Annotated in this window: 2 protein-coding genes; one reads left to right on the forward strand and one right to left on the reverse strand. The window is 64.2% G+C overall.

The annotated features are described in order from the left end of the window. Positions 1 to 91 precede the first annotated feature (91 nt). A complete protein-coding gene (locus ACFWUY_RS42125; RefSeq protein ID WP_384122531.1) occupies positions 92 to 583 on the reverse strand; it encodes a winged helix-turn-helix domain-containing protein in 492 nt (163 codons plus the stop codon). A 324-nt stretch (positions 584 to 907) separates the two neighbouring features. Here ACFWUY_RS42125 and ACFWUY_RS42130 point away from each other — a divergent pair. After that, positions 908 to 1,000, forward strand: a 93-nt coding sequence (locus tag ACFWUY_RS42130; protein WP_384122366.1) for a sporulation protein, incomplete at its 3' end; no start/stop codon positions are given.

The raw sequence follows: 1,000 nt of genomic DNA on the forward strand, positions 1-1,000 counted from the left end.
ACCGGCCGAATACGAAGCCAAGCATTACCTGAGCACCACAAAACCCCAGCTCACAACCAACATCTGAGGTCTCTATCGAACCCGGAACGGTTCACCGCGGCGATTTTACCCGCGGCCAGACCTCCTTCTTCCACAGCTCCACCGCATCGTCGTCACGCTCGATGGCGCGGCGGGTCGGCTGCTGCCACGACCAGCCGTGCCGCTTCAGCAACCGCCATGTGCCCTCGACGGTGTACGTCACGTGGAACAGCCGGCCGATCAGCGTCTTCACCCGCGCCAGTGCCCACCGCTGGTCCGCCCAGCCATGGACCAGCGGTCCGCGCTCCAACTCCCGCTCCAGCCGGGCTACCTGCGTCTCGCTGAGTCTGGGACGCCCCGGCGATCCCTTTGACAGGACCCCCGCTTCGCCGCGCTCGCGCCACTGGCGGCGCCACCGCTCCACCGACCGCTCGCTGATCCGCAGCGCGGCAGCGATCTCCCGGTTCTTCTTCCCGTCCTCGAAGCGTTCTACGGCCTGCAGCCGGACACGCTCCCGCGCGGCCCTCCCGGCATCGGTCAACCCGCCGCCCTGTGCGTATCTCACAGTCCAGACCTACCGAAGCTGAACGGCCGCCGTCAGGCGAACGGCTCCGACATCACCCAATCAAGTTCAGTTGCAACGCGGTGGCGGTCCCGCAGAAGACCCAAGGCGGAATGAGTATCAATTACCTAGAAGCAGAGTCGCGCCTTGCCAGCATGATGAACACCCCTCGGCCCGTACCCTGGCAGAAAACCTTCGTATGCCGATCCATGGCCGCCTCATCTGCCGGCACAAAAGCAATTCCGTTACAGAGCCAGGAGAGGGTCATGCTGAGGGCAACCGTCCTTTGGCTAGTTAAAGGGTTAGTCCTAGCTAGAAGGATTGGTCATGGGATTCAAGAAGCTGCTCGCGAGCCTGGGTGCCGGTGGGGCCAGCGTGGAGACGGTGCTCACCGAGGCGAACGTGGTTCCGGGTGGTGTC

Origin of the sequence: Streptomyces sp. NPDC058664, from assembly GCF_042716635.1 — a bacterium.
In the GTDB taxonomy this organism is placed as follows: domain Bacteria; phylum Actinomycetota; class Actinomycetes; order Streptomycetales; family Streptomycetaceae; genus Streptomyces.